The 26,794-nt window shown below is 38.5% G+C and carries 25 protein-coding genes and 1 pseudogene; 7 read left to right on the forward strand and 19 right to left on the reverse strand.

What is annotated here, in order from left to right:
- Positions 1 to 277: 277 nt before the first annotated feature.
- From G6053_RS15545 to G6053_RS15555, 3 genes are all read right to left on the reverse strand, one after another.
- On the reverse strand, positions 278 to 628 hold the full coding sequence (locus tag G6053_RS15545; protein WP_165307057.1) for a hypothetical protein: 351 nt from the start codon (positions 626 to 628) through the stop codon (positions 278 to 280).
- 241 nt (positions 629 to 869) lie between these two features.
- Positions 870 to 1,337, reverse strand: coding sequence for a DUF6630 family protein (locus G6053_RS15550; protein ID WP_108633943.1), 468 nt, complete (start codon positions 1,335 to 1,337; stop codon positions 870 to 872).
- A gap of 2 nt (positions 1,338 to 1,339) precedes the next feature.
- Positions 1,340 to 2,044 carry a PoNe immunity protein domain-containing protein gene (locus G6053_RS15555; RefSeq protein WP_108633942.1) on the reverse strand — a complete coding sequence of 235 codons (705 nt, stop codon included), beginning with the start codon at positions 2,042 to 2,044 and terminating at the stop codon, positions 1,340 to 1,342.
- A gap of 584 nt (positions 2,045 to 2,628) precedes the next feature.
- Between G6053_RS15555 and G6053_RS30765 the strand changes: the two are divergent.
- Positions 2,629 to 2,850, forward strand: a pseudogene (locus G6053_RS30765) (AraC family transcriptional regulator); the annotation flags it as partial.
- 176 nt (positions 2,851 to 3,026) lie between these two features.
- Here the strand turns inward: G6053_RS30765 and G6053_RS15565 are convergent.
- The 5 genes from G6053_RS15565 to G6053_RS15585 are packed head-to-tail and all read right to left on the reverse strand — an operon-like array spanning position 3,027 to position 9,977.
- Complete coding sequence (locus tag G6053_RS15565) at positions 3,027 to 6,101, reverse strand: efflux RND transporter permease subunit (RefSeq protein ID WP_165307058.1); 3,075 nt, start codon at positions 6,099 to 6,101, stop codon at positions 3,027 to 3,029.
- 12 nt (positions 6,102 to 6,113) lie between these two features.
- Entirely contained in the window at positions 6,114 to 7,160 is a 1,047-nt protein-coding gene (locus G6053_RS15570) for an efflux RND transporter periplasmic adaptor subunit (RefSeq protein ID WP_108633940.1), read from the reverse strand.
- A gap of 8 nt (positions 7,161 to 7,168) precedes the next feature.
- Positions 7,169 to 8,536 carry a TolC family protein gene (locus tag G6053_RS15575; RefSeq protein ID WP_165307059.1) on the reverse strand — a complete coding sequence of 456 codons (1,368 nt, stop codon included), beginning with the start codon at positions 8,534 to 8,536 and terminating at the stop codon, positions 7,169 to 7,171.
- Positions 8,537 to 8,582: 46 nt separating this feature from the next.
- Positions 8,583 to 9,191 carry a TetR/AcrR family transcriptional regulator gene (locus tag G6053_RS15580; RefSeq protein ID WP_165307060.1) on the reverse strand — a complete coding sequence of 203 codons (609 nt, stop codon included), beginning with the start codon at positions 9,189 to 9,191 and terminating at the stop codon, positions 8,583 to 8,585.
- Positions 9,192 to 9,215: 24 nt separating this feature from the next.
- A complete protein-coding gene (locus G6053_RS15585; protein ID WP_165307061.1) occupies positions 9,216 to 9,977 on the reverse strand; it encodes an SDR family NAD(P)-dependent oxidoreductase in 762 nt (253 codons plus the stop codon).
- Between the two features lie 433 nt (positions 9,978 to 10,410).
- Here G6053_RS15585 and G6053_RS15590 point away from each other — a divergent pair, with 433 nt between their 5' ends.
- Complete coding sequence (locus G6053_RS15590) at positions 10,411 to 11,337, forward strand: NAD(P)/FAD-dependent oxidoreductase (protein ID WP_165307062.1); 927 nt, start codon at positions 10,411 to 10,413, stop codon at positions 11,335 to 11,337.
- Between the two features lie 270 nt (positions 11,338 to 11,607).
- On the opposite strand, the gene G6053_RS15595 is transcribed toward G6053_RS15590, so the two are convergent.
- Together G6053_RS15595 and G6053_RS15600 are read right to left on the reverse strand one after the other, a co-directional pair.
- Complete coding sequence (locus G6053_RS15595; RefSeq protein WP_165307063.1) at positions 11,608 to 12,291, reverse strand: MBL fold metallo-hydrolase; 684 nt, start codon at positions 12,289 to 12,291, stop codon at positions 11,608 to 11,610.
- 54 nt (positions 12,292 to 12,345) lie between these two features.
- A complete protein-coding gene (locus G6053_RS15600; protein WP_165307064.1) occupies positions 12,346 to 12,933 on the reverse strand; it encodes a Crp/Fnr family transcriptional regulator in 588 nt (195 codons plus the stop codon).
- Positions 12,934 to 13,372: 439 nt separating this feature from the next.
- Here G6053_RS15600 and G6053_RS15605 point away from each other — a divergent pair, with 439 nt between their 5' ends.
- From G6053_RS15605 to G6053_RS15625, 5 genes are all read left to right on the forward strand, one after another.
- A complete protein-coding gene (locus G6053_RS15605) occupies positions 13,373 to 13,558 on the forward strand; it encodes a TfoX/Sxy family protein (RefSeq protein ID WP_108633934.1) in 186 nt (61 codons plus the stop codon).
- 109 nt (positions 13,559 to 13,667) lie between these two features.
- The gene (locus G6053_RS15610; protein ID WP_165307065.1) at positions 13,668 to 14,273 is read left to right on the forward strand and encodes a DNA alkylation repair protein; all 606 of its coding nucleotides are present in this window, start codon (positions 13,668 to 13,670) and stop codon (positions 14,271 to 14,273) included.
- 254 nt (positions 14,274 to 14,527) lie between these two features.
- Positions 14,528 to 14,812 (forward strand): hypothetical protein, encoded by a 285-nt coding sequence (locus G6053_RS15615; RefSeq protein WP_165307066.1) that lies wholly within the window; start codon positions 14,528 to 14,530, stop codon positions 14,810 to 14,812.
- A 66-nt stretch (positions 14,813 to 14,878) separates the two neighbouring features.
- Positions 14,879 to 15,850 carry an aldo/keto reductase gene (locus tag G6053_RS15620; RefSeq protein WP_165307067.1) on the forward strand — a complete coding sequence of 324 codons (972 nt, stop codon included), beginning with the start codon at positions 14,879 to 14,881 and terminating at the stop codon, positions 15,848 to 15,850.
- The gene (locus G6053_RS15625) at positions 15,851 to 16,693 is read left to right on the forward strand and encodes an AraC family transcriptional regulator (protein ID WP_108633930.1); all 843 of its coding nucleotides are present in this window, start codon (positions 15,851 to 15,853) and stop codon (positions 16,691 to 16,693) included.
- Positions 16,694 to 16,890: 197 nt separating this feature from the next.
- Here G6053_RS15625 and G6053_RS15630 read toward each other — a convergent pair whose 3' ends face one another.
- The 9 genes from G6053_RS15630 to G6053_RS15670 all read right to left on the reverse strand — a co-directional run bounded on the left by G6053_RS15630 (position 16,891) and on the right by G6053_RS15670 (position 26,748).
- Entirely contained in the window at positions 16,891 to 17,808 is a 918-nt protein-coding gene (locus G6053_RS15630) for a helix-turn-helix transcriptional regulator (RefSeq protein ID WP_165307068.1), read from the reverse strand.
- Between the two features lie 47 nt (positions 17,809 to 17,855).
- A complete protein-coding gene (locus G6053_RS15635; protein ID WP_165307069.1) occupies positions 17,856 to 18,758 on the reverse strand; it encodes an SDR family oxidoreductase in 903 nt (300 codons plus the stop codon).
- Between the two features lie 604 nt (positions 18,759 to 19,362).
- Positions 19,363 to 20,109: a glucose 1-dehydrogenase gene (locus G6053_RS15640; protein ID WP_165307070.1), complete on the reverse strand. Its 747-nt coding sequence runs from the start codon at positions 20,107 to 20,109 to the stop codon at positions 19,363 to 19,365.
- Between the two features lie 72 nt (positions 20,110 to 20,181).
- Positions 20,182 to 21,078 carry a response regulator transcription factor gene (locus tag G6053_RS15645; RefSeq protein ID WP_165307071.1) on the reverse strand — a complete coding sequence of 299 codons (897 nt, stop codon included), beginning with the start codon at positions 21,076 to 21,078 and terminating at the stop codon, positions 20,182 to 20,184.
- Between the two features lie 500 nt (positions 21,079 to 21,578).
- A complete protein-coding gene (locus G6053_RS15650) occupies positions 21,579 to 22,595 on the reverse strand; it encodes a terpene synthase (RefSeq protein WP_165307072.1) in 1,017 nt (338 codons plus the stop codon).
- A 504-nt stretch (positions 22,596 to 23,099) separates the two neighbouring features.
- Positions 23,100 to 24,032: a siderophore ABC transporter substrate-binding protein gene (locus G6053_RS15655; protein WP_165307073.1), complete on the reverse strand. Its 933-nt coding sequence runs from the start codon at positions 24,030 to 24,032 to the stop codon at positions 23,100 to 23,102.
- A gap of 22 nt (positions 24,033 to 24,054) precedes the next feature.
- Positions 24,055 to 24,816, reverse strand: coding sequence for an ATP-binding cassette domain-containing protein (locus G6053_RS15660; RefSeq protein WP_165307074.1), 762 nt, complete (start codon positions 24,814 to 24,816; stop codon positions 24,055 to 24,057).
- 1 nt (position 24,817) lies between these two features.
- On the reverse strand, positions 24,818 to 25,759 hold the full coding sequence (locus G6053_RS15665) for an iron chelate uptake ABC transporter family permease subunit (protein ID WP_108633922.1): 942 nt from the start codon (positions 25,757 to 25,759) through the stop codon (positions 24,818 to 24,820).
- Positions 25,756 to 26,748 (reverse strand): iron chelate uptake ABC transporter family permease subunit, encoded by a 993-nt coding sequence (locus tag G6053_RS15670; RefSeq protein ID WP_108633921.1) that lies wholly within the window; start codon positions 26,746 to 26,748, stop codon positions 25,756 to 25,758. The genes G6053_RS15665 and G6053_RS15670 overlap by 4 nt, the downstream gene beginning before the upstream one ends.
- Positions 26,749 to 26,794: the final 46 nt, after the last annotated feature.

Raw genomic sequence — 26,794 nt, forward strand, 5'->3', positions numbered from 1 at the left:
AAATCAAGGGCAGAATTTTGCAAAAAATTTGTCTTCGTCTAAATATTTTGAAAGGGTCCAATAATTTTATTCAAACGCATTCTTTAGTTATGTTTCAGTTGATGGTAGAACATACAGAATTTCAGATCTGAAATCGGTTCCACAAATTGTTCTTGAATAATTGGGATCATCAGGCTGAACAAAATTTTCATTCTTTTGTTGAAACAGAAATCGCTGGAAATCTTGTATATTTTTTATTTCATTTAATTCCATAGGTGCTGGTTAGCGTTATGTTTATTTATCCAATAATTATGTCAATCGAAGGTTTATCAAAGTTCAATGCTTTCAAAATTTTTATCGCTTTTGCATTATCGTCAATTAAAGCCTTCTCATACTCAAATACTAGTCCGCTAATAGATAATCTCTCTTTATCTGTTAGTCCATCAAAACTCATACATTTCTCTGATATGATATAATCAATCCACTGTTCTTTTATAAACTGTTGTAAATGTCCAAATGTTGGCTTTCCGCTTTCTCTGACCTTTACTGAACACAGACACTGCTCCCGCTTAAAACTTTTCAGACAGTTTTCGATGATGAGATAATTCTTCTTTACAAAATCAACTAATGCCGCTAGGTGGGAATTCATCAATGATGATATCTCAAATCTGGATTTTCAGATTTACAACAGACTCGGGAACATCATCTTGAAAATAAATCTCATAGTACGAGAAGTTCTGTTTTAATGCAATGAACCAAATTAGGGATATCTGAATCTTGACTGAAGTCCTTTAACTTTTGAATGTTGCAGATTTTCAAAGGATCTGTATAAATCACACATATAAAGTTTAGAAGACTAACCAAAATTTTTGATGTATCTCTATCATAATTTAATATTTCTTTATTCTTGAGTCTAAAGATGTAATTGTTTCAGCAAAATCAGAATCAGCAAGAATGATGACATAACTATTACTGTCAATATCAACATCAAAAATTGAATAACCCTTACGCTCCAATAATGAACTAACTCTCAAAAAAAAGATTTCCGGCTCTAAATCATAAAGATCCTCATCGTCCTCTATAGGGAGAGAAACATCAAGCTTAGTTGATATTTTTTGAATTTCTTTTTTGGCCGTTGTATAATTTTCTTTCCAGTCGATTTCAAATGCGTATCCTTTTTCAATAAGCAAATCGATCATCTGTAACCTTGTGATATCTTGATCTTCATATGGTGTTCTGAAGAAGAAATCTTCGTATAAGGCGGGATCAGCAGTAACTTCAGAAAGTTTTTTCATAATAATTTCTCTGTCGCCTGAATCTTTTACAATAATGTTGATGATCTGTCTGTAAGTTTCCATAGCTATTTTTTCCAGTGGACCAAATCGTAAGGGTAATATTGTTGGTTCTCCAGAGACGAATCTTCTACATCTAATATTTTCACAAAAGCTGCACTTTCCAAACTCCAATATCCGAAGAAAACCTCATTTTTGTTTTTATTATTATCAAACCAGTATGTAGGTTTCATTTTTTTGTACCAAGCTTTGTCCAAATAGTTTTTTAGATCTTCTATATTTTTTGTTGCATAAAAATTTTTCAGAAAACCAAATTCATTGGGATAAGTGAGGTCTGAAACTGTATTCTTGTCAGAAAACTTAGACGAAATAATGATATCATAAATACCGTCTTTATAACCACTTTCCTCTAAAACCGTAATTATTTTTCTAAACTCTGCATCATCGATGTCTAAAAGAATTGCCACTGAAAGCATCCATAGCATCAAAATATAATCATCAAACTGTATATTTTTGCCCTCGCCTTGCCAGCCCTCTTTTAAAGATTCGATAACTTTTATAAAATCAGTCTCAACTTCCTGAACAGGATATCCGGCAGAATATTTAGCAATTACTGTATGAAGCCCCGTTGTAAAAATTTGTCTTTTCACCGCAGGAATTCTATCGTTTGCAGTCGCTCCCGACTTTAATCCCTCTTCATAAAATTCGATATCTTCCTTATTTAGCGTAATATAACTATCAAAATAATCCTTATCTTTTAAATTTGTTCTCATATTTTTTTCTTGTCTTATTTGATTTTAAGGCTATTTGCCAGCATTTTCTCTAGTGATATATCTGTCGAAATTGAAATATCCAATTACAGTTTTTCGATTTGCATCTACTTTTCCTGTTATCCTTCCGTAAGCTGTTTGCGTAATATTAGGCTTGTCTGGAAATCGTATTTGCCGATCTATCGCTAATCCATTGATTAGATATTTGTCTAGTTCAATCAACTAATGTATTGGGACCAGCTTGTATATATTTTGCATCTACAACAACATATGAAGGTGGAGGTCCAGGATTTTTAAGTACTCCGTCTATCCAGTGATTAGCTCCTACTTCAAATATTCAAAACATAAATGAAATAATCAATATTGATTATTTTCCGATTACTCGAAAGCGCAAATATATCTCCCTGAATACTTTTTCACCAAAGCGGAGTATAAATACGACATGGAATATCCTTCAGATCTTTTTTACTTTTTATTCATCAAATAAATCTTTACGAAATTCCATCAATTCAGAGGTGAGCATACATGGACTATTTCTCCTTCCAATATTTTGTTTTTTGTATGTATCCTCTTCTGCTTTACTGCCTAATTATTTAAGTGGATTACTTAAAATATTGACTGGACAGACCACTCAGCAATACATTCACGACAAATTGATTTTAAAAGCCAAAGAAAAACTTTCAACAACAGATCTGTCGATCAGTGAAATTGCTTACGAATTAGGTTTTGAGCATTTACAATCACTTAGTAGGATATTCAAATCTAAAACCAAATTTTCTCCCTCAGAATTTCGAAAATCATTTAATTAAGAAACAGCCTTTATTTTTCTGCACTTTTATAGAGTAATAATAACCAGCCTATTTTTTTGACGACAAAGAATTGCTAGTATAACTAAAAACAAAGTGTACGATAGAAACATTTGGCCAGCCCCATATGAACTAAATAAGAGACTGGCCTCCTGCATTGCCTTTGAAAAGTGTATTCATTACTTTTCGTTATCTTCTGTATCTTCCTCAATTTCGATCTGTGGTGGGATGAGCCTGTACATTACAGGTGTTACAATCCTTGATAGGATTGTTGAACTTATAAGCCCGCCAATAAGTACAATCGCCAAGGGGGCAATAAGCGGATTGGGATTTAATGCAATAGGTATCAATCCGCAGATAGCGGTAATAGATGTAAGCACAACAGGTAAAAACCGTGTCTCACCCGCTATATGGATAGCTTCATCCAACGAGTGGCCCTCAACCCTAAGCTGGTTTGTAAAATCCACGAGGAGCAGCGAATTCTTGACCTGTATTCCCGACAGCCCGATAAAACCGATAATCGAAACCAAGGACATCGGATTGCCGGTTAAAAGGAGCGCTATAACACCGCCCAATATACCCAACGGGATAATGGATAATACGATAATAATCCCCTTGAAATTCTTAAACTGTAAAAGGAGCACGCCAATAAAAAGGAAGCCACTTAATAATATGACCGAAAGAAAGTTGCCTCCCAGGGCATCGCCTTCGGACTCGGCCTCACCCGACAATTTATAATAGTACCCCGGCGGAAGCTTTAATCTGTCAAGCTGTGGAACGATGTCCTTTAAAATATCATTGGCATACACGTGGTCTTTAGTCAATGATGTCACTTTGGCAAACCTCGATTTGTTAAAATGGTTGATTGCCGTCGGAGATGTTTCAAAACCTATTGTAGCAATCTGGTCAACCTGTATCGGTGTTCCCTGGATATTGTTGACATAAAGTCCTTTGAGCACATTGAGATCTGAAAACTTTTCTCGTGGTAGGGTAATGATCACATTCCTTGAATCGCCGCGGTCGTCGATATAGTCACCAACATTTACGCCGGCTACTGCCATACGGATAACCATGTCTACATCACTGGTCAATACACCAAGGGTACGCGCTTTTTCCTTGTCTATTGAAACCTTGACATCTGATTTGTACGAATTTAGCTCGTTGTTCACAAAGAAGGTACCGGGGTGCTTCCTTAAAATTTCCTCTACCTTAAAAGATAGGGATCGCAAGGTGTCCTGATTATCCCCGAAAACTCTGACAACAATGTTCGCCTCAATCGGTGTGCCCTGTTCAAAATCCTTTACTTCAATTCTTGCATGGGGAAAATCAATGATTTTTTTTCTAAGGGTCTTTATCAGTTCTTGTTTGACTTTTGGGCCGGTATCGTCGCCCAATTGAACAAATATTTGTCCAAAATCGGGCTTAATGTCCTGCTGGTGTACATTGTAATAAATCTGCGGATTACCTTTGCCGACATTGGAGGTATAATACACGATTTCCTTATGGCTCTTCAGTTCCTGCTCCACGAGTTTGGTGACGCGGTCGCTTTCAGGGATGTTTGCCTGCAATGGCAGTTTGATATTGATCAGGAACATTGGCTTTTCTGATGTTGGAAAAAGCTTGAATCCTGCCAATGGAAAGAGGGCAAATGCAAAAACACTAAGCGCGATTGAGATCCCTACGGTTACTTTTGGCCATTTGAGTGCGATTGGCATGATACTGCGGTAAGAATAGCTCAAAAACTGCTGTAGCTTCTGCAGGAAGTAATTACCGCCGCTATGTGCATGGGGTTTTAATATACGGCTGCCAAGAAATGGAACCAAGGTAAGCGCAACCAGCATGGATGCCAATACGCTTGTCATTACCGCCATCGGCAAGCTTCGGAGAAATTCGCCTGCCGCATCAGGTAAAAAAGCAAGCGGCAGGAACGCTATGACCAAAGTAGCCGTACATCCTACAACTGCATTACCTATCTGCCTTGTCCCTTTTAACACGGCATCCTTAATGGAATACCCCTCTCTTAACCATCTTTCTATATTTTCGACGACAACAATACTGTCGTCTACCAGCAGCCCCAATGCCACCACCAGGCCAACAATACTTAATTGGTTGAGTGAATAGCCCAGCATGTTCATCGCTATCAAACCCAAGGCGAGTGATAACGGAATGGAGATCATAACAATCAATGATGCCCTGAATCCCAGTGGCAACAACGTGATAACGACCAGCACGATCGCCAGCGCAAAATCAAATCCCAGGTGTCCCAAACGTTGGGCAACCATGTCCGCCTGGTCAAAGTTTTTGATCATTTTTATATTTTCCGGAAGTCCTTTCTGGAATGCTTCCAACACTGGCATATACTCTTCCTTGACCTTGCTAATATTGACATTGTCTTTCATGGCTGCTGTCACGAGCACACAGCGGTGACCATTAAGGCGGGTAATATGGTTGATGGTACCATCCTTATAGCTAACTTCGGCGACATCTTTTAAATAAATAATCTTCCCGTTGGCGTTATATATAACTGTATTGGCGACGTCTTCGACATTCTTGAATTTGCCGCTGGTCTTCACGTTGAAAACTTTGGTATCGAGGTTAACGCTTCCCCCAGGGATATCGGCAGCTTCGCTTTGCAAGCTCCCGACAACAAGATTTAAGGGTATCCTTAGCTGGGCTAGCTTATCCAGCTGCATGTCTATGCGTATCTCCTGCTCAGGAACTCCGGTATACTTAACTTCCTTAAGGTCGGTAATCTTTTCCAGCGCTGTTTTAAGCAGATCGGCTTTGTCCCTAAGTTCTTTAGCTGATGCAGCATTGGAAACCAAAGCCACTTGGATGATCTTTACATCGGAGGATGCTACTTTTTCCGTTTTGATCAGATAGATATCTTTTGGGAGTTCACTGTTCTTTAGCGCATTTATTTCGGTAGATATCTCCTGGTATTTATTGTCGACATCGACGCCATATTTGAATTTAGGCTGTATTACGGCAACACCATCTTCAACAGAAGTAAGTATCTTTTCTATATTTTCAAGCCCGTATATTTTATTTTCAATCGGTTTTACCACCTGTTCTTCCATGTCTTTTGGACTGGTTCCCGGGTAAATGACCGTGATCACATATTGCGGCGGATGCGTTGTCGGATCCTCCGATCTCGGCATAGTGAACAGCGTGAGCAACCCCACTACGGCGAAAAGAACGAACATGATCAGGGTGAACTGATAGTTCTTAACGGCAAAATTTGTTATTTTCATTATGATGTGGGTTTACTTGATAATTTTGACTACGGATTGCTCGTTCAGGTAGGCGCTGTTGGAAATGACAATTTGGTTTATCCCGTCCATTTTGTCACTTAGATACACTTTATCCGTTTCAAACTTCATGATGTTTACAGGAATCTTTTTTACCTTGTCTGCGCCAACAATAGTGAATACGTATCCTTTTTTTCCGTCCGCTTCGACCAATGCATTATAGGGGATCACGATTGCATTCTCCACCTCATCTATCTCAATATCGGCCTTCCCAAACATGCCTACGGGAGGAGCAACGTTATGGAGTTTCAATTTTAGTTCTATCTGGAAAGAGCCTATTTCTCGGTCTGCCGATTGCAATTTTCTGTATACCGTCGCCTCGAATAGCTGATCAGGGAAACCATCTAATGTAACTTTTGCAGCCTGTCCTGCTTTTATACTTGACCATTCACGGTCTGTTACACCTGCTTTGAGAAGATAGCTGGCATTCTGCTGTATGGTATTAGTAAGTAACACCGGCATTCCGCCCCCAATCACTTCTCCTTCATTTGCGACCTTCTTTGAGACAAAGCCGTCCGAGGCGGCATAGATCTTTGCATAGCGCTCGTTGAACGCCACGGCTTCTTTTCCTTTTCTGGCGACATCAAGTGCAGTTCTTGTATTTTGCAGCTGTTCCAACGTAAAGACACTGTCTTTGTAAAGGTTCATTGCACGGTCATAGTCGCGTTGGGCTTTATCCACACCTAGGCTTGACTGGGAAAGCCCGGCTGAAATTTCGGTCGTATTCAACGTTGCCAATAATTGTCCTTTGCGGAAAAAGTCTCCTTCATTGACCAATATACGGCTGATGACACCGCCTATTTTAAAAGAATAGTTTGCCTGGTCTTCTGTACTGACCAACCCGCTTACCTGTACCGAGGTAGGAACACGGAAGGACGACACAGGGGATACCTTTACGGCAATGATATCTGGTTCGCCAAGCGGATTTGTATTTTTGGGGTGCTCTTTGCACGATGACAGCAATAGGGCTGCCGAAATTACTGTAAATTGTATCCTTTTCATTTTTAAAATTATTGTATGTTAAAACTAGCGTTGGCGCGTTCAATGGCAGTAAATGCTATCCATGTATCGAATAGAGCGATATTGGCCTGCAGCTGGGCATCTACCCATTGATTCTGGGCGTCAAGCACTTCAATATATATTGCCATCCCCTCCTTATATAGTTTTGATATATCATTGTAATAGGTCTGGCTTGTCTTTAACTGGCTCTGGGCTGCCCGAAATTCAGCAACAGCACTCTCCATACTGGCCTGACGCACTTTAAGCTCTGTAAGAAGCTGTTGTTGCACATAGTCGGTCTGGGATGAAATTGCCTGCTGCTCGGCAAGGGTCTGTTTGATGCGGCTGCTGTTTCTCCCAAATCCGAAAAGGTTCCACTCTAAAGAAACGCCAAGAAGGTAATAGCGGCTCTTATTATTGAATTTCCAGTCAAATGCCTGCGAACCCAGGTCCAAACTGGCTCCCACCTTTGGAACGAGGTATGATTTTGCAAGTCCCGTCAGGTCTTCATTGATACCCTTGGCGATTTTAAGTTTGGAAAGCTCCTCGCGATTACCGATATCTTCACCTATTAGAGCGGTCTGATCCGGCAAGGCGGTTATTTCATCTATTAAAATACTTTCTGTCTGTGGGCGATTAAGAAGGAAATTAAAATAATACCTGGCCGATTCTTGCTTCTTTATAGCAGTCACGATCGAAGCCTCGATTTTGGAAACCTCATTTTGGCTTCGGACCCAGGCTGTCCGGTTAATCTTACCATTATCCAATAGCTTCCTGTTCACTCTCTCCCCTTCACGAACCAATGCTAGATAAGATTGGTAGATCTTTACGGCATTGGTCGCTTTCAGATAATTATAATAGGCTACTTTAATTTCTTTTACCAATTCTCTTTTATAAAGTAGCACTTCCGCTTTTTGGAGGCCGATCTGCTTTGTCTTAATCTTTTTGTTATAATTGAGCTCGGCATTCAGAATTGGTTGGGTTATGCGAAATTTTGCATCATAGAAATTATCGGGATTTATCAATACCTGCTGGTTTTGCAATTGCGGAAACGAATTGCTTCCTGTTAACTGATTTAGTGTACTGTACACACTGTTCATCATATCGCCCACAGGAATATCGATTGTCCGTCCGCCATCGGCTTTGGTATAGGTTGTTGAAAAGGCAATATTTGGTAGAAACATACTCTTCGCCTCCGAGAGTGCATAAACATTTTTCTCCAACATAAAATTTTGTTGTTTTATACTCTGGTTTGATTCCAGACCTTCTTGTATGTATAGGTCAAGCCTACCCTGCGCCCAGCTCTGATGGGCAGTGATCAATACCATGGTCAACAAAATCGACCATAGTAATTTAGGTTTTTGATATAATTTAATCACTGTAATAAATTTAAACACTGTTCAATAAAATAATAAAAAAAAGTGCCTAGCTCTTTTCGAGCAAAGCAACAAAACATGCGTAGCCGTTTTCCATCAGCTCTTCATTTGTTTTGTTTATAAAACTTGTTGTACGGTCCTTGCAAAACAAGGCACAAATTCCATGCATTGCGGAAAGCACCATAAATGTAAAATAGTCTGTATCCATCTCTATGAATTTACCTTGTTGTTGGCAATCGCGGATCATAGAACACATATGATTTATGGCTTCCTGCGCAATTGTGAACCTGGTTTCGGTAGGATTTTTTACGGTCTCCTCAACCATGAACATGAGGTTGTAGTAATCCTTATTTTCCTGCGCAAATTGAATAAACACACGTCCCGATGCCTTAAGTCGTTCAAATGGATCTGCTACGCTGTTCAGCACTTTCAATTGGTTTAGAAGCAACGTGAATCCTTCTTTTTGAAGCTCCTGAAAAATTTCGGTTTTATCCTTAAAATGAAAATAGAGACTGCCAGGACTATAATTGATCTCATTGGCAATATTGCGCATACTGGTCTTTTCATATCCTTTTTCAAGAAATATTTTGCGTGCCGCATTTAAGATACGCTGGTGCATTTCCTGTTTTTCTTCCTGTTTTCTTTCTGCTATACTCATTTAATTTTTTTTTGGCTTTAAAATTTAAGCCTTAAGCCCCGGACTAATTTTACCCATTATATTAATTGTTGATTTCCTGCTGAGAAACCTAAACCCAAATAGCATCATTCGGTTTTTAAATCCTTGTATTACTCTTGGCTTTTTTCTTGCTGCCAATGCCTTCATAAATTCGTCGGCAACTTCAGAAACACTAGATACGACAAAACTTGGAAATGCACTTGTGTCACTGCCCGAGTTCGAATGGAAATCAGAATCTGCAGCACCGGGATTAAAGCCTGATACAAAGATACCTTTATTTTTATATTCATACCAGAGTGACTCCGAAAAGTTGGCAACAAAGCTTTTTGTTCCTGCATACACGGCTCCACCAGGAAAAGATGAATGAGCTAGTAGTGACCCAATATTGATCAGCGCATTTCCTGATACTGCTTTGCTTAAAAATGCATGAGACAAGGATACCAATGCCTCCATATTCAATGTCATGGTATTTAACTGTTCTCCAATAGGTATCTCTGTAAACCTTCCATAAGAACCATTTCCTGCGTTATTAACAAGAAGATCATAACTATTTTCAGTAAGGTGCTTACTGACTTTCTCAATATCCTCTTTTATGGTAAGGTCTGCTACAAGAATCTGATGTGCTTCCCTCCCAAGTTGCTCCTGAACAGATTTCAATTTCTGTTCATTTCTTGCCGCTAAGGTCAATTGGTAATGCTGTTGGGAAAGACGTCTGGCAATTTCCAAACCTATGCCTCCGCTTGCTCCAGTTATTAATGCTTTTTTCATTTCTTAAATGTTGAAATTAATTTTATGATGCAAATCTATTAAACACTGTTCAATTATCCAATTTTTTTTTTTACACTTCAGTATGATATCTGCTGTAAAATGCCATATACTGAAGTAATTCAGTTGTTTATTTAGTTTAAAATTGTGTATTACAGCCTGAGCTATTTAAAAATTTAATCTATCTATTTTGTTAAAACAAATAGATTTTTATTACATTTGAACACTGTTTAATACAAATAAACAATTGATGAATTGGTTTTGAACATTTAGCAACCAATAAATATTACAAGTATGGAGACGGACAGACCAGAAAATAATAGGGAGATCATAGCTAATCTTTGCGAAGATCAGATAAGCGATGGGACGCCTGAAACCCACGGCCTAAGTAGACCGTTGAAAATAAAGGATAAACATCATTTTAAATTTTAATGAAATGACAGATAACAAAAATTTTGACGTAATCATAATTGGCGGTAGCTATGCAGGACTTTCGGCAGCGATGGCTCTGGGACGAGCATTAAGAAATGTTTTAATTATTGATAGCGGTTTGCCCTGTAACCGACAAACACCTCATTCACATAACTTTCTGACGCAAGACGGAGAAAAACCAAGCGTTATTGGGGAAAAGGCAAAAGATCAAGTGTTAAAATACGACACTGTAAAATTCTTGACTGACCTTGCTGTTAGTGCAACGAAAACTGATAAGGGCTTTGAGCTATCCACGCAATCAGGTAAAATATTTTCAGCTAGAAAACTTGTTTTTGCAACAGGTTTAAAAGATAAAATGCTAAACATTAAGGGGTTTTCTGAATGCTGGGGAATCACAGTACTTCATTGTCCTTATTGTCATGGATATGAAGTAAAAAATCAAAAAACAGGGATTTTGGCAAATGGATATGGTGCATTTCACTTGTCCCGACTTATTAATAACTGGACAAAGGATTTAACGATATTTACGAATGGAAAATCGGAGCTGACACAAGAGCAGACCGATGAAATCAAAAGACACAATATTTCAATAGTTGAGAAGAAGATAGCCTCGTTGAAACATACAGACGGCGTAGTTGAAGAAATAACTTTTTCAGACAATTCAATTTTTAAATTAGATGTCATCTATGCTAGACCTCCATTTGAACAACATTGTAAAATTCCCGAATTATTGGGCTGTGAATTGACAGAACAGGGACTTATCAAAGTAGATGCATTTCAGAAAACAACAGTGGATAATATATTCGCTTGTGGAGACAATACTAATCCGCTACGTGCTGTATCATATGCTGTCTCAACGGGCAATAATACAGGTGTATTTTTAAATAACGCGCTGGTAGAAGAAGATTTTTTAAAAGGAGTACCAAATTAGAATTTCAACGATATTAATATGTCGAAAAACGATTCTACTTATTGAACAGAATGGATTACATCAACAAGTGCGAACTCCATAAAGGCATCACCAGCTAACTGAACCTTAATGGTTTTTCATGTAAAGTCGGCGTCGGATTAAGTTGCCATTTCTAAAATCTTTATGTCAGCAGGAATTTTTGATAATCAAAAATTCCTGCTGACATAAAGCCTCAGTAACGAGCACTAGCCCGCTGTCGAACGGATCTTATCTAAAGAAAAGTAAGGCGCTTTAGTGATGATAACTACATTGAGCCACAAATTGCTCAAACTTCCGATCCTTATTTCGCAGAACCGGTCCATGCCCGAAGCAAATCATAGCGGGGGTCAGCTGTGCTAACTTCTGGAGCGATTTGATATTAAGCTGCTGATCCGTTGTGAACATATTTGGTGGAAGCCGTAAGCCGACTGCTGTTGTGATGAGGTTCATATTTACCGCCGTATCTCCCATTATCAGTACACCATCGCGCTCACGGAATAAAGAGATATGACCTGCGGAATGTCCGGGAGTTTCTATTACCCGAAAGTCTCCAATTTTATCGTTTTCAACGATTGTCCGTCCAACTTTATGTCCCTGGCCTGCCCAGTATCTTTGTTGAAGTTTTGCTATCCAATGGTGCTGCGTTGGATAGTCCATGGTTACCATCCCCGTCTCAGTTCTGAAAACTTCGTTGGGATGGCAGAGTAAAGGTATCTCAAATTCAGCACATATCTGATCGCTGCACCCTTGGTGGTCTGCATGTGCATGTGTGAGTACATGTTGATAAACGTTTATTTCCTGAAGCACTTTCTTTATAGTCGAATATGAACTCCTTATTCCTGAGTCTACCAATACACCTTCGATAATATAACAGTTGATACTGTTTCTTGGCATGAGCGGAATATGGAATACTTCAGTAGCTATTTGATGTAACATAGTTTTTGCATACAAATCTAGCTCACCGATCCTTAAAGCAAAAGGACATTTGTCCTATAATACATTGATTTTTGAGATTTGTCCTTTCGCTCTTGTGAGCGACCGTTGCGTGATACCAAGGTATGATGCCAGGTCTTGCACCGGTATACGTTGGACGAGCGTAGGGTCGCAAGAAAGAACCTGACGGTATTTGTCCAAAGCTGACCTATTATTGTAGTTTAGTAGATAACGTTCCTTTTGTTTATACTCCTGTTCAATCACTGATTTTAAAATTCCATTTAGGGCGGTCACCTGGGCAAGTAGATATTGATAATCAGGATAACTGATTTTATAGATTAAGCTATCTTCAACAGTACGGATACTTCTTCTGGATTTTTCCTGCGTGACAAACTCTGGAAAAGAGCCGGTAAATTCTTTTTCAAATTTGAAGCAAGTTATATTTTCTTTTCCTTGCTGGTCAATAGCGTAGGCTTTGACAGCACCACTAGCGATAAATCCAATATGATTGCAGATTTCATCTTCACGAATAAAAAACGCTCCCTTTTTTAAATGAGCTGGTTTAAAGAACTGTATTGAAAAGTTGATTTCCGCTTCTGAGAGTGCTCTCGTTGAGGAAAGGTAATTTATTAATATGTCAGTCATGCACCATCTTTTTTGTCCTTTTTATTTTATTATTGCCACTATAGCTTACTTAATTCCAGCTCGCAAATTTAACATTATCATTAAAAAAAGGCTAATTTTCTGATAGCATAGCATCAGAACTTGTTTATTTAATATAAAAATTAAGGATAAGTCGGGTTTAAAAGCATTATCCCTTTCCTGTGGTAGATCTATAAAGTTTCAAGTGTCCCCTACCGGATCATCAGTCTTATAGAAATAACAGGCGTAGAAGCAAAATAATGTAATAAAACGGTCTACTTTTGCGGTAAACTGCTTTTCAAGTTTCCCTTCTCAATTTCAACTTTCTCTCTGGTAAGTATCAACAAACTTGTCTTTTTATAATTCTTCAAATCCTTATAATGAAGAATCTCGAGACAACCAAAGTTTTTAAGTAACTTTAAATAACAGACAAACTGAAGAGATGGCTCATAACAATGAATTTGTCAACCGGGGCCGTGAAAGACTTGCCATAGAAGAAAATATTGAAGTTGAAGAAAAGAGCATGTTTCGTGGATTATCTTTCCTTGTAAATGGGAAAATGTATATCAATGTAAGTCATGAAAATCTAATGTGTCGCTATAACGCTAAACTGGAAGATGAGGTTTAGGAAAAAAAGGCTGCTTGGGGTTTCATCGATAAAGTTAGTATATGGTCTTAAAGGAGCTAATACATCGCTAATCCAGGCCTTGGAAATCTATAATAACAACTCTTGATAAATGGAGGAAATAATCGAAAGAATTAAAAAGGTCCAACATGGTTTTAAGCCATTCGATCAGGAAGCTATTAAAATTATTGACAGTCATACTGCCCAGGAATGCAAAAAAATTGCGCTCGGGCTATTGCATAGTGAATTTTACCAAGTCAGGTGCCTATCAGTTTTTATATTGGGCTATCTTGCTGTAAAAGATTCAACCTGCCTTGAAATTTTGAAAAATCAGGCACATTCGGATAAGAGCTGGCAGGTTCAGGAAATAATCGCAAAAGCTTTTGATCAATACTGTAAAGATAACGGTTATGATAATTCTTTGGGTGAGATTGAAGAATGGATAAATGATGCAGACCCCAATGTATGTCGTGCTGTAACTGAAGGATTGCGGATCTGGACGGGTAGACCCTATTTTAAAGATAATCCCAAAAAAGCCATTGACCTGATCAGTGTGAATAAAAGCAATTCAAGTGAATACCTTCGAAAATCTACAGGAAATTCTTTAAGGGATATTGCGAAAAAATATCCTGATCTAATCACAGCTGAAATTTCCAATTGGGATCTATCCATTCCGGAAATCGCATTCACCTATAGTTATGTTAAAAAGACTAAGTAGGATGCGTTTGTATCCGTTCCACATAGCTCTTGCCTTTTAAGCTTATCTACAATGGTATAATATTCATATTTAATCGATGAAAAGTACTTTTTGTTTTTCGTATTACTGTTTTCGCATCTCTTCGATTACGAACTGAGTATTGTAATTTCGGGAAAAGGCAATGGACAATTTTTAGGGCTATTTGGAAATTACCTATATTTGGCATTCAGTTGCATATCAAGGCTTTATTTTGCGCACAGACAGATAAAGAAAACATGACCGATCAATTTCCGACAATAAACAGTACACTTTCCCCAAATGAACTTTGCAAATTTATTCAAGCACAATATGGACTGAGCGACATGTCGGAATGTGCCATAATCCGGCTTGCAATGAATCACTTATATGCAGTAGAGGATCAGGCTAAACTTTATGTATTTAAGGTTTATAAGCACAATTGGAGGACAAAACCGGAAATCGAAGAAGAGCTAGGGCTGCTAACACATCTCAAAGAAAACAGCTGCGAAGTTGCCAATGAACCATACAGGCAAGTAAATTGAACCGTAGAAGAAAGCGACTTGATTATTAAATAGAGACCTTTGTCTTATAACATTATAATCAATCAAATGTCAGAAATCACTAAAATTCAATTGGGTAAAAATGGACCTACGGTTTCAAAACTTGGTCTGGGATGTATGCGGATGTCATCAATATGGGGCGGGCCTACGCCTGATGAAACCGAAAGCATTGCAACCATCCAACAGGCTTTAGACAGCGGGATTAACTTCCTGAATACCGGAGATTTTTATGGTGCAGGCCACAACGAAATGCTTATTGGGAAAGCCATTAAAGGAAGACGGAATGATGCTTTTATCAGTGTCAAATTCGGTGCTATTTTCCATAACGGCCATTGGATCGGCTTGGATCTCCATCCTTTAGCGATCAAGAACTTTGTCAACTATTCTTTAACTCGTCTGGGCATTGACACCATCGACCTATACCAGCCTAGCAGAATGGATGGCAGCGTGCCAATAGAAGATATCATCGGAACGATTGCCGGCCTGGTAGAGGAAGGTAAAGTACGTCATATTGGCGTATCAGAAATCACCGCTGATCAGCTTCGTAAAGCCAACAGCATTTATCCCATCAGTGCACTGGAAATCGGTTATTCTTTGGCTGACCGTCAGATCGAAAGTGATCTGTTGCCGGCGGCTAAAGAATTAGGGATTAGTGTCGTAGCGTTTGCCAATACGGCTGAAGGCCTATTAACCGGCAATCTGCAAGCTCCAATTCCTATCTATGACCATCGAAATCACTTTTCCCGTTTTCAGGGTGATAACCTGGTCCATAATCTTGAAAAAGTTGGAGTATTAAAAGAAATCGCTCACCTTAAAAATGTCACCCCTACACAGCTTGCGATTGCGTGGGTGAAAGAACAGGGCGACAATATTATGCCATTGGTGAGTATGAGCCGTAGATCAAGGTTGTCTGAAAATATCGCCGCAATGGAAATTGTGTTTACACCACAGGAGATGAACATTTTAAATAGTACATTTGCAATGGGTGCCATCAAAGGCGGTACTTACCTACAAAGATAAATGGAAAGTCCAGCAGAAATTCTTCCCGGCGTGATATTCTACTCCTACCTTTCTTCAGAACGGAAAGAGAAAGCATGCGTCTGGAATCATCACACCCTGGTATTGCAGGTCTCAGGTCAGATGGTTCTCGAAACCTCAGAGCAGAATGTAAACATATCTGCCGGAGAAGTATTGCTAATCCAGAAAAATCAGCTGGGAACGTTAACTAAAACACCTGGACCAAGTGGTCATTATGAAACTATCGTCATATCGCTGCAGGAAGATTTGATGCGCCGGATCGCGTTGGAGGAAAAAATGGAAGCTCAGGGTAAATACACCGGACCTCCGAACATATGCCTCCCCAATAATGCATTTCTCACCGGCTATTTTCAGTCGATCATTCCCTATGCCCGAAGCTCTGGTGATGAAATGACTGACGAAATGGGACTTTTAAAGGTGAAAGAAGGAATTAAATTGATGCTGTTAGCTGTTCCAGCGCTTTGTGACTTTTTGTTCGATTTCTCGGAGCCTTATAAAATAGATCTGGAAAAATTTATGCTGAGCAATTTTTATTTTAATGTCCCTGTTGAAAAGTTTGCACAACTCACTGGGAGGAGCCTTTCAGGGTATAAAAGGGACTTTCAGAAGACCTTCGGCATGCCGCCACGTAAGTGGCTGCAAGATAAAAGGTTGAATGAGGCATGGCATTTAATTGAAAGAAAGAACAAAAAGCCATCAGCTATCTATCTCGATCTTGGGTTCGAGAGCCTGTCCCATTTTTCTAATGCCTTTAAGAAGAAATTTGGAAAAGCGCCGACTGTAGGTGGTAGCAAGCCGATCAAAAATAGAAATGGAATGCCATGAGAAATAGTTTAATTTCTCATGGCATTCCATTTGGTGCTTCTGAAAAGAAAGTCACCAAATGGTTGTAAAAAATTAGTCACCTTTTTGGTTAGATATGTATCATCCCGTCCATGCAGAGAGTCCAATAAATAGACCGTCCTGTGTTAATATGCCCTTTGAGCGCAGCTTAAGCCACGACTCTTTAAGCCTTGTTACTATCAATTAAAAGATTTGCGAAATTCCATAGGTGAAATATTGGTCTTGGCTTTGAACAGTTTATTGAATGATTGTGAATGTTCAAAGCCCAGCTCATAAGCTATCTCACTTATGGTAAGCTCAGTTGTGGAAAGTCTCTCTTTTGCTTTTTCGATCACTTTCTCGTGGATTATCTGTTGCGTAGTTTGTCCTGTCAGCGATTTGAGAAGGCCCCGCATATATTGTGTTGACATATTTAGTTTCTCAGATAGCAGCTGTACCGTAGGCAATCCATTCTGAATGATATATTCTCCTTCAAAATATTTGTTAAGAAAGATGTCTAGCTTTTCCAAAAACTGATGACTGGCTTTCTTCCGTGTGATAAACTGTCGCTGATAAAAACGCTGGGAATAATTAAACATGGTCTCCAATTGCGAGATGATGATGTCTTGGCTGAATTGATCTATATTGCTCTGATATTCCTGCTTGATGTTTTCGATGATCTGTTCCATTTTTAGCTCCTCGTCTTCTGATAGGAACAGTGCTTCATTAACCGAATAATCAAAAAAATCATATCTTTTGATCGAAATGGAAAGTGGCGTATTCCAGAGAAAGTCCGGATGGATCATCAGCATCCATCCGGAAGGATTCTTTCCGTGTTCTTCGCGTATTATACTTAACACCTGATGCGGTGCCATGCAGAACATCACACCCTCGTCAAAATCATAATCTTTTTGTCCGTACCTGTACTTATGGTCCATATCCCGTTTGACCGAAATCATATAAAAATCGAATAGCAAGCTCTGTTTTCCGACCTTGGCTTGCTCGGTCATATCTTCATAATTGACCACGCTGATCAGTGGATGCTTTGGTGCCGACAGACCCCGAAGTTTATGAAATTCGGAAATGGACTTTAGTCTTATCAGTGTAGTATTGGACATTATTTTACAGATTTTATATTTAAAATACACAAGTACAAAAATACAAATTATTGATACTCAAAAAAGTAATACGGACCTTTTAAATCTTCCAGTAAAGTTGGATGAACCGGGTTCCAATCCAGCGCTTTCCTGGTCCGAGCGCTAGAGCTTTGATTGTCCAGCTTTGCAAAATGTGTAAACCAGGAGAAATGCTGTTCAGCTTCTTCGGGATTCAAAGAAACCAAAGGTATACGCAGACGTTCGGCAATTTCAGCAGCCACCTTTTTAAGCTGAATCCCCTCTTCGGCTACTGCGTGATATCTGGTTCCATTTTCAAAAGGTTTTTCCAGAGCCAAGCGGTAAAGCCTCGCAGCGTCCAAGCGATGCACAGCTGGCCAGTGATTATTCCCGTCGTCAATGATGGCTGAAACACCTCTTTCCTTTGCTATTCTAATGAACAGTGGAACAAAACCTATTTTATCGTCCTCACCATGCACAGAAGGAGATAATCTGATGACGGCAACATTTACACCTTTTGTAACCTGATCGTCCGCCGCATTTTCGGTAGCAATCCTTGGATGTGGGTGATTTACGAGTCGGTCTTTCTCCGTGGTAATTCCATTTTTTGAAAACAACGCAGTACCCGAAGTGATAAGAAAGGGCTTTTCAGTTCCAATCAGAGCATCTCCAATAGCTCCGATCACTTCACCGTCTAAAATACACATTTCCTGAAAACGGCCAAAATCGTGCACAAAGCCCAAATGAATAACAGCGTCGGAAAGTCTGGCTCCGGACTTTAAACTTTCAAAATCTGTCAAGTCACCATGGTGGGGCTCTGCTCCCGCGTCAATTAATTTCTTTACAGATTCTTCTGATCTTGCCAGTCCCAGAACCTCGTGACCGGCTTCTAATAATTCCTGAACTACAGCTGTTCCTACGAATCCTGTAGCGCCTGTTACAAATACTTTCATGTCGAATAATTATTTATGAAACAAAGTTCAGGCCTGAAGGGCTGATAAGTGTAGCCAAAAGTGGTTATGTTGTAGTCAGAAATATTTTTTTGCGTCATTTTCCCGGTTATTCCAACCAACTATGATGTGATGGCTTGACCATATGCCATCCGTAATAGATGATTTCAATTTTGTAAAGCAAAATTCAGGTAATCCTAGGGAAATGGGGCAGTCATGGAGAGTCTTGAAATTTACGAACGATATATTTTTGGTCTACTAGACCCCGAAAGTTTGGCTCAAATCGAGAGCTTTTTGAAGGTCAATTGATACCTGAGTTCCCATTTATAAAGATCGTCTACAACTTTTAGCAATTCTTCTCCCTTTTTTGTTATTTGTGGAAGGATTGCATTCTCTATGGGGTCTTGTCAACACCCCGCCCTCGAGTACATGGTTTGGTGTAAGACTGTGAAAACTTATCCTTACAACGACTCAGACATCTAGTACTTTTATACTATATGTTGGGCTTAACGGTAAAAAGGGCAGATACGATATGCCACCCACCCTTTTTTCTGTTCAACCAAAGCTTTATTACCTTATCCGGCTTTGTAAATACTTAACAAGCTTTTTATTGAATACTCATACCACCGTCTATAATCTGCTCTGTACCTGTAAGAAAAGAAGACTCATCGGAAGCCAGAAATATGACAAGATCACTAACCTCTTTGGCATCCGCCATTCTACCCAAAGGTGTAACATTTCCAGCACCGCCTCCATCTTCATCAGTCGCCTCGACCATCATCGGAGTCTTGATATAGCCGGGGTGTACAGAGTTTGCCCTGATATTGCTCTTCCCATACTCTACAGCAGCAGCTTTGGTCAGTCCCCGTACAGCGAACTTACTGCCCATATACGCGAGACTTGGGTACCCGGGAATCGCCACTATTCCGGCAACAGACGAAATATTTACAATTGAACCAATGCCCGCTTTCAACATTGAAGGAATCGTATATTTCATTCCGTAGAAAACGCTGTTTTGATTAATTTCTATTACTTTTAAATAGTCTTCTACGGATATTTCGGTAACTGTTTTGATAGGCCCTAGGATACCCGCATTGTTTACAAGAACATTCACATGTCCAAATTTAGCTTCCGTTTCGGCAACAACTTTTTCCCAATCTTCAATTTTGGTAACATCCTGTTTAATGAATATTGCATTTTCTCCTAATTCCTCTGCAATCGCTACACCACGTTGTTCATTAAGATCTGTCAACACGACCTTGGCTCCTTCTCTTATAAATTCCCTAGCGTGTGACTCTCCCATACCTTGAGAAGCACCAGTAATGATGGCAATTTTTCCTTTTAGTCTGCTCATATCTATCTTTGTTTTTCAATTTAATAATTAAAGTTAGATAGTCGCAGCTGTAAAATGTTTGTTCAAACTTACTTATTTTTTGTCTTTTTGTGTACGATCGAATTCTCTAGAACGAAATGCTGATGGAGAAAGGCCTGTCTGCTTCTTAAAATATGTGCTGAACGTATGTATGTCGCTAAAAGACAATTTATCGGCTATTTCACCAATATTATTCTCGGAATCGGAAAGAAGGAATTTTGCTTCCTGAAGCAACAGTTCATTAAGGTACGAAGATGGGGATATATGTCCCTTTCTTTTAAAAATTTTATACAATTGACTCGCACTTAAATTGAGCTTGTCAACATAAAATGTGATTGGAAGTCGATTTGAAAAATTTTCTTTCGCCAGGAGTTTAAACTTATTTATGACTAAACTTTCTTTTTTGGAAGTGGGATTTAGAAAATTTTTATACTTTTCTAGAATGAGATCGGTTTCATTAATCAAAGCATAGATAACACTTCTGGCAGATATCTCCCAACGGTCGGTATATATTGAAGACAGCACATCGAAGATCTTGCCAAACATGGTAGACAACTGATCATGATCGTTTTTATCGATCATAAAATGAGAATCGAAATTTTTATGTAAAAAGGTTTTGGTAAAAAATGCATCAAAAGAAGGCTGAAAATTTTGAATGAATCGCCTGGTAAACAGTATAAATGCCCCCTCTGTTTCTGCTTCTATTTCTACTATTTTCAGGGTTTGTTCGGGACGATAGATCAGAAACGACCCCGGAACGATGTTGTACTGTTGGCTATCTATCTCGATCTTCATCGAACCCCGGTGGATGATGCCAAATGAATAGTAGTTCGGATGTATCGTGAAGGGCTCGAAGGCCGTAGGTATGTGTGTTAGATAGAAGAAATCATCTGACAAGGTCCAATCTAATTTACGATATAGCACAATATTATTTATAGTATAGATATCCATGGATAGGTAATCGTTATCTTAACCATTTAGTACTTAAGTATACTACAAATATACAATAAAGATAGGTCAACAAGCTGACTTTGGGGATATCTAGACCAACCACAAAATTGCTTACCAAGAAATTAGGGAGAACCATACACATTATAATATCAATCCAAAAAACTGATAAAAGACTTATCTCTTAAATATCAAATCAATACCTGCCTGTAGTGCCTCATCTTGATGCTTTCAGGTTCCATCGATTGTGAGATATATCATCTTATCGGGGACAATATCTATTCGTTGCGTTTCCCTTTTATCAGGATAATAAACTCCTATTCCTGAAAATGCGGTCGAGAAGCGCAATGGTGGAATCAAAATTATCTTGCCGTCCACTCCTGCCGTCTGAGAGGTATGTTCATAAAAACGTTATTTGATAAAAAATACTAGAACCAATTCATTGTAATTGGCTAATAAAGCCAAAATCATGGCAGTAATCTGTTCCTGGAGGATTGTGAAGATCATCCGCCACCATTTGTATATTCACCTTCCACATAACCACCGTTAACGTAACGGGAAGTATCATGCGTGTGCCAGGCATAAATCCCCGATATCATTACGCCAAGATCCTGAATGTATGCTAATACCATATTGTCCCAACCGTCAAATGGAGGCAAATGATTCTGTAATAATAAAAATTCGTTTAAATAATCATTATGAAGTTCAAGAGCTTTCATGTAAGCCTCATGAATTGATATTCCGTATTCCTGTTTTAATACTTTGACTAGATTTAAAGTATCACCTTCCCTGTGAAGCTCTTTCGGCAAGGAAATAATATCATTATGAATGGCGATTATTAAACAGCAAAGTGTTCGATAACGTTTAATATAAAGATGATCAAAGATTTCATCAGGAAGCTGACGATAATCTTTTTGCATTGCCACATAATCACAGTATGGTAAAACTCCGCTTGTGCCCTCTCTGTTGAGCAGGTAAACTGCAAGCGGAGGAATTGAGTTGGTTCTGTAATATATTTTTTCTTCCGCAAAACCTTTAATAGTATCCCTAACTGAACTTATAAACCTTTTGTATAAATGTTTCGGAAATTCAACCTTAAGAGCATCTTGTCTGAGCACCCAAAATAAATGTAATATTCCATTTTCTTTTGGCTCATTTGGATCATCCCCTGTTAATAATGCATAAGCGCTATTCATTACACTATGCATTTTTTCATGGGAACATTTATCAAAATAGTCATCCATCATTGCCCCATTTGCCGTATAATTCGCAAGAGGCAACAATTCATCAATAGCGTGTAGAAAAGGACAGCCACGTGCAGCAATATCACATAAATGATGCTTTTTATGTTTTTCACGGGCTTCTTTGCTATGAATGATATATTCTGTATCAATCCAATTATAATATTCCTGACGTAGCTTTTCGAAATCCGGATGAATAAAATTAGTAAAAGGATATGTAGGTTTAGGCAATTGCAATAAGCCCGCATAAAACTCTTCGTCTGTTAAAGATGTTTTCATAATAATTTTATATGTTTTTTTGGTTGGTTTAATATAAAAATAATTTCATATTATTCAAATTATTAATTAAAAAAATCCTCACAAAATTATTTTTATAATTTTGTGATAGTATCGCCCTAAATAAAATTTACGTTCAAATTATTATGACACCGTTTTCATCGCATTTCTCCCCTTCTTTCAGCTCGACAGAAAGGAGACGGACAAAACTAATCCAAAAAAAAGCCAAGTTACTATCTCATGAGGAAGCGCTGAAGGAGATTGATTTATTAAATCCAGCTCTTGGTATTTTTTCCTGATTTCTAAGGACCGACGAATGATGTCGTCAAAACTATCTTTTCCAATGTTTATATATTTTTATATTTACGTGGAAGAAATTTTCAGATTTCTGAAAAATACTTTAGTGCCAGACTGATGGGGGCTCAATAACAACTATTATCCCACACATTCGACACAGCATAAAATCCGCACTTAGCTGTACCAGCGAGGGTGCGATTTTCTAGTACACTACTTATAACCTTGTAAAATATCGTCGATCATATGTTTCATCGAAAAAATACCCCCTCCGGACAAATACCAAATATTGGGATCCAAATAATAGATATCCCTATTTTTGTACGCATTTGTCTGCTTTACAAGTACATTTTCTATTTCATTTTTATTAAACTTATAATTTGGCATAATGGCATTTCTATCGATTATATATAAGACATCTGGATTTACCTTACTGATATACTCACTTGAAACCACAGTTCCATGGATATCTGTTTCTTTATTCTCATCTGCAGGTTCACTTTTCAGTTCTGTAAAAACAAATCCATATCTCGATTTCGAACCAAAAGCACTATAAGTGCCGGCATTATAAAGCAGAATCATGATTTTCTTCTGTTGAGCTGTAATTATTTTTGTTGCATTTTCAATCTCTTTTTCCAGCGTACTAATCTTCTGATCAGTTTTCTCCTTTATATCAAAAATTTCACCAATCTGATTCAGATTATTGAAAACAGACTGTTTATAATTATTGTTATCGACTCCCAGAGAAACAGTTGGCGCAATGGACGATAACTGTTTATAATCATTTGCATGTAGAGCAGATATAATAATAAGATCTGGATTCAAAGAACTTACCTTTTCGAGATCGGGCTGCAGTATAGAACCCACATCTGCTACCTCCAGGTCATCCTTATATTTAAGGAGATGTGGGGGCACAAAATCCTTGGGAATACCAGCGATCGGAATTCCCAATTCCTGAAGGTTCTCCAATGTCCCCATGTCATAGACAAACACCTTCTTAGGCTTTGAAGGAACTTCTGTTTGACCAAGCTCATGCATCACCGTAACCAGAGCAGTTATATTTTTTTGTTCCTCCGAAGGATTATTGCAACCACTCAGCGCAAGAAGCACTGCAGTACATAATGTTGTTATATTTTTTCTATTCATGGTCTTCAATATTTATTGTTGCTTATAGGTTATAGTAATTGCAGATGATATGAGTGTCGTCTCTCATCACTTTAAATTCAATGTCAAATAGAGTCTGTAATATATCTTCCCGCATCATGATATGAGCTGTATCCATAAAAGAGATCTCTCCACCCTTCATCCCGATAATAACATCTGCATAATTGGCTGCAAAATTAATATCGTGCACCACCATAATCACCGTCTTATTATATTCATTTACCAAGCGCCTGGCTACTTGCATGATTTCAACAGCATGCCTCATATCCAAATTATTAAGTGGTTCATCCAACAGGATATAATCTGTGTCCTGTACCATGACCATCGCCAAGAAAACACGTTGTCGTTCTCCCCCACTTATTTCATCAATAAAAGCATTTCTGATAGATGAAAGATTCATCTGTTCAATCGTTTGGTCAATGATTTCGAAATCGGTATCCTGAAGTCGGCCATGACTATGCGGAAACCGACCGAAAGCAATCAGCTCTGTTACACGGAGTTTCAGTTCAAAATTATTGCGCTGCTTTAGGAACCCCAATTTAGTGGAGAAATCTGTTAATGTATACCGCATGATTTCCTTACCGTCAATCGTGACAGTCCCTCGATTAGCTTTTTCCAAACGAGCTATAATAGCGAGCAGGGTTGACTTTCCGGCTCCATTCGGACCTATCAATGAAATCAATTTGCCCTTGGGTATCTTCAGATTAATATCTTTAAGAATCGTGCGCTGACCATATGTTTTGTTTAGTGCATTTATTTCAATCATCTTATTTTCGAAGCAGTTTTAGGATTAGTATTAAAAAGTACAAACCACCGAGCAAATTGATAAGAACACTCAGGTTATGTTTATAATTTAAGGCATGCTCAATTAAAAACTGGGCACTGATCATCAAGATCATGCAGACAGCAAAAGCTATGATAAGATTGATCCGATGTTTTTCCGTCTTGGATATCTGATAGGTGATACCCGAGACAAATATTCCAACAAATGTTATCGGGCCTATCAGTGCTGTGGAAATAGAAACAAGAATCGATATTCCGAGCAATTGTTTTTGTACTACTTTATCATATTCGACACCTAGACCTAACGCATATGACCTCCCTAAACTCAAAATATCTAAAACATTCCGATAGCGGGCTAGGTAGATAAAGACCAATACCATCAGAAACGAAGCGAGCATAAGGGTTTCCAAAGAGATCCGTCCTATAGACGAGAACATCGCGTTTTGTACGTAAGCAAAATTATTGGGGTCGATCGTCATTTGTAAAAATTGCGTACTGGTATTAAAAAAAACGCCAAGTACCAGGCCGATTAACAAGATATAGTAAATCTGCTTTTTTCTGCTTCTGAACAATCCGAAGTAGAGCACAAAAGAGTACAGAATCATTACTGCTGTTGATAATAAGAAACTCAGTACTTTTGATTGGAAAAATTGGCTATTACCACCAAATAAGATTAAAAGTGCGAGCTGCAATAAAACAAAGAGATGCTCATAGCCCATTAAAGATGGCGTGAGTATTTTATTGTTCGCTATTGTTTGAAATACCAGTGTAGCGTAGGCGATCGCAGCACTTATGAGCACCAATGCCAACACCCGCTGCAGCCTGCTTGTCAAAATAAACATATTAGTCAACGGTACATCAAAGAAAACAAACAGCAGCAGCAGCAAGACAACTGTTGGAAACAGGAAAACTAACGGATTTTTCATCGGCCTTTTTTAATTAACATGATCAAAAAAACAAAGGCGCCCAATGAACCCACAATCATACTACTAGGTATCTCATACGGAAATATGATCAACCTGCCAATCAGATCGCAGACCACCAGCGTGATCGCGCCATAACAAGCCGTAAAGGGAAGATTGCGACGAATATTGTCTCCATGTATCATGGAAACGACATTAGGGATCACCAAATCAATAAAAGGAATAGATCCTACCGCCAATATCGTGGTGCTTACCATGACTGCGGTCAGCATGAGACCTATATTTACGATAAGCCGATAATTCACTCCCACATTCTTGGTAAAATCACGTCCCAAGCCCACAATGGTAAACTTATAGGCATAGAGATAACAACATGTAAAGAGTGGAATAAGGATATAAATAATTTCATATTGCCCCTTTAGACTCTTGGAAAAATTGCCCACCATCCATCCTTCCATGTTTTGTATAATATTAAACTGTACACCGATAAGATTTGTCAAAGCATTTAATGTATAGCCAAACATGACTCCAAAAACAGGAATAAGGATCGTATTTCTTTTGACAATGTGACTGATTGAAAACGTAAAAATTCCCGATAATACAAAACAAAAAAGAACAGCGCAAATCAGTTTGGTCGGTAAGGCTGCTTCTGGAAGAAATAAAAGTCCACATAGAATGCCCAGTTTGGCAGCGTCCAATGTACCTGAGGTTGTTGGCGAGATAAATTTATTCTGCGTAAGACGCTGCAATATGACTCCGGAAATGGAAAGTCCGGCTCCTGTTAATACCAAGGTTACTGTTCTTGGAATCCGACTGATGAAAAATAGCTCGTTTTCTTTGGAATCACTGTAAAATATTTTTTCTAACGCTATAGACTCTACACCGATCGTTAAAGAGATAGACGAGGCCACAAGTAGACAAAATACCAATAATGATAAGGCGAGTACGCGCTTATAGGGGTAAAAAGGACATTTTTTTGAAATTTGGATCATTATTATCTACATGATTAGAAACGCCTGCTATCGTTGTCGCAATAGG

Source organism: Sphingobacterium sp. DR205, assembly GCF_011064245.1.
Classification (GTDB): domain Bacteria; phylum Bacteroidota; class Bacteroidia; order Sphingobacteriales; family Sphingobacteriaceae; genus Sphingobacterium; species Sphingobacterium athyrii.

Coding starts and splice junctions, on each gene's coding strand:
- G6053_RS15660 (WP_165307074.1), bottom strand. CDS start 24,816: ATGATTGAAATAAATGCACTAAACAAAACATATGGTCAGCGCACGATT.
- G6053_RS15610 (WP_165307065.1), top strand. CDS start 13,668: ATGGAGGAAATAATCGAAAGAATTAAAAAGGTCCAACATGGTTTTAAG.
- G6053_RS15625 (WP_108633930.1), top strand. CDS start 15,851: ATGGAAAGTCCAGCAGAAATTCTTCCCGGCGTGATATTCTACTCCTAC.
- G6053_RS15620 (WP_165307067.1), top strand. CDS start 14,879: ATGTCAGAAATCACTAAAATTCAATTGGGTAAAAATGGACCTACGGTT.
- G6053_RS15545 (WP_165307057.1), bottom strand. CDS start 628: ATGAATTCCCACCTAGCGGCATTAGTTGATTTTGTAAAGAAGAATTAT.
- G6053_RS15655 (WP_165307073.1), bottom strand. CDS start 24,032: ATGAATAGAAAAAATATAACAACATTATGTACTGCAGTGCTTCTTGCG.
- G6053_RS15570 (WP_108633940.1), bottom strand. CDS start 7,160: ATGAAAAGGATACAATTTACAGTAATTTCGGCAGCCCTATTGCTGTCA.
- G6053_RS15600 (WP_165307064.1), bottom strand. CDS start 12,933: ATGACTGACATATTAATAAATTACCTTTCCTCAACGAGAGCACTCTCA.
- G6053_RS15565 (WP_165307058.1), bottom strand. CDS start 6,101: ATGAAAATAACAAATTTTGCCGTTAAGAACTATCAGTTCACCCTGATC.
- G6053_RS15555 (WP_108633942.1), bottom strand. CDS start 2,044: ATGAGAACAAATTTAAAAGATAAGGATTATTTTGATAGTTATATTACG.
- G6053_RS15670 (WP_108633921.1), bottom strand. CDS start 26,748: ATGATCCAAATTTCAAAAAAATGTCCTTTTTACCCCTATAAGCGCGTA.
- G6053_RS15630 (WP_165307068.1), bottom strand. CDS start 17,808: ATGTCCAATACTACACTGATAAGACTAAAGTCCATTTCCGAATTTCAT.
- G6053_RS15645 (WP_165307071.1), bottom strand. CDS start 21,078: ATGGATATCTATACTATAAATAATATTGTGCTATATCGTAAATTAGAT.
- G6053_RS15635 (WP_165307069.1), bottom strand. CDS start 18,758: ATGAAAGTATTTGTAACAGGCGCTACAGGATTCGTAGGAACAGCTGTA.
- G6053_RS15650 (WP_165307072.1), bottom strand. CDS start 22,595: ATGAAAACATCTTTAACAGACGAAGAGTTTTATGCGGGCTTATTGCAA.
- G6053_RS15615 (WP_165307066.1), top strand. CDS start 14,528: ATGACCGATCAATTTCCGACAATAAACAGTACACTTTCCCCAAATGAA.
- G6053_RS15595 (WP_165307063.1), bottom strand. CDS start 12,291: ATGTTACATCAAATAGCTACTGAAGTATTCCATATTCCGCTCATGCCA.
- G6053_RS15550 (WP_108633943.1), bottom strand. CDS start 1,337: ATGGAAACTTACAGACAGATCATCAACATTATTGTAAAAGATTCAGGC.
- G6053_RS15580 (WP_165307060.1), bottom strand. CDS start 9,191: ATGAGTATAGCAGAAAGAAAACAGGAAGAAAAACAGGAAATGCACCAG.
- G6053_RS15585 (WP_165307061.1), bottom strand. CDS start 9,977: ATGAAAAAAGCATTAATAACTGGAGCAAGCGGAGGCATAGGTTTGGAA.
- G6053_RS15640 (WP_165307070.1), bottom strand. CDS start 20,109: ATGAGCAGACTAAAAGGAAAAATTGCCATCATTACTGGTGCTTCTCAA.
- G6053_RS15665 (WP_108633922.1), bottom strand. CDS start 25,759: ATGAAAAATCCGTTAGTTTTCCTGTTTCCAACAGTTGTCTTGCTGCTG.
- G6053_RS15605 (WP_108633934.1), top strand. CDS start 13,373: ATGGCTCATAACAATGAATTTGTCAACCGGGGCCGTGAAAGACTTGCC.
- G6053_RS15590 (WP_165307062.1), top strand. CDS start 10,411: ATGACAGATAACAAAAATTTTGACGTAATCATAATTGGCGGTAGCTAT.